Below are 252 nucleotides of genomic sequence, written 5' to 3' on the forward strand. Positions count from 1 at the left end.
ATGGCGCGAGACGGAATCGAACCGCCGACACATGGAGCTTCAATCCATTGCTCTACCAACTGAGCTACCGAGCCTTATTGCGGGAGCAGGATTTGAACCTACGACCTTCGGGTTATGAGCCCGACGAGCTACCGAGCTGCTCCATCCCGCGTTAATAATAAAGGAGGATGTGGGATTCGAACCCACGCACGCTTTTACACGCCTGACGGTTTTCAAGACCGTTCCCTTCAGCCGGACTTGGGTAATCCTCCA

Annotated in this window: 3 tRNA genes; all 3 read right to left on the reverse strand. The window is 54.4% G+C overall.

What is annotated here, in order from left to right:
* Position 1 precedes the first annotated feature (1 nt).
* Positions 2 to 74: transfer RNA gene (locus ADH81_RS02420), tRNA-Phe, on the reverse strand.
* 3 nt (positions 75 to 77) lie between these two features.
* A tRNA-Met gene (locus ADH81_RS02425) sits at positions 78 to 151 on the reverse strand.
* Positions 152 to 161: 10 nt separating this feature from the next.
* Positions 162 to 251: transfer RNA gene (locus ADH81_RS02430), tRNA-Ser, on the reverse strand.
* Between the last annotated feature and the right edge of the window lies 1 nt (position 252).

Source organism: Streptococcus pseudopneumoniae (genome assembly GCF_001072925.1).
Taxonomy (GTDB): Bacteria; Bacillota; Bacilli; order Lactobacillales; family Streptococcaceae; genus Streptococcus; species Streptococcus pseudopneumoniae_Q.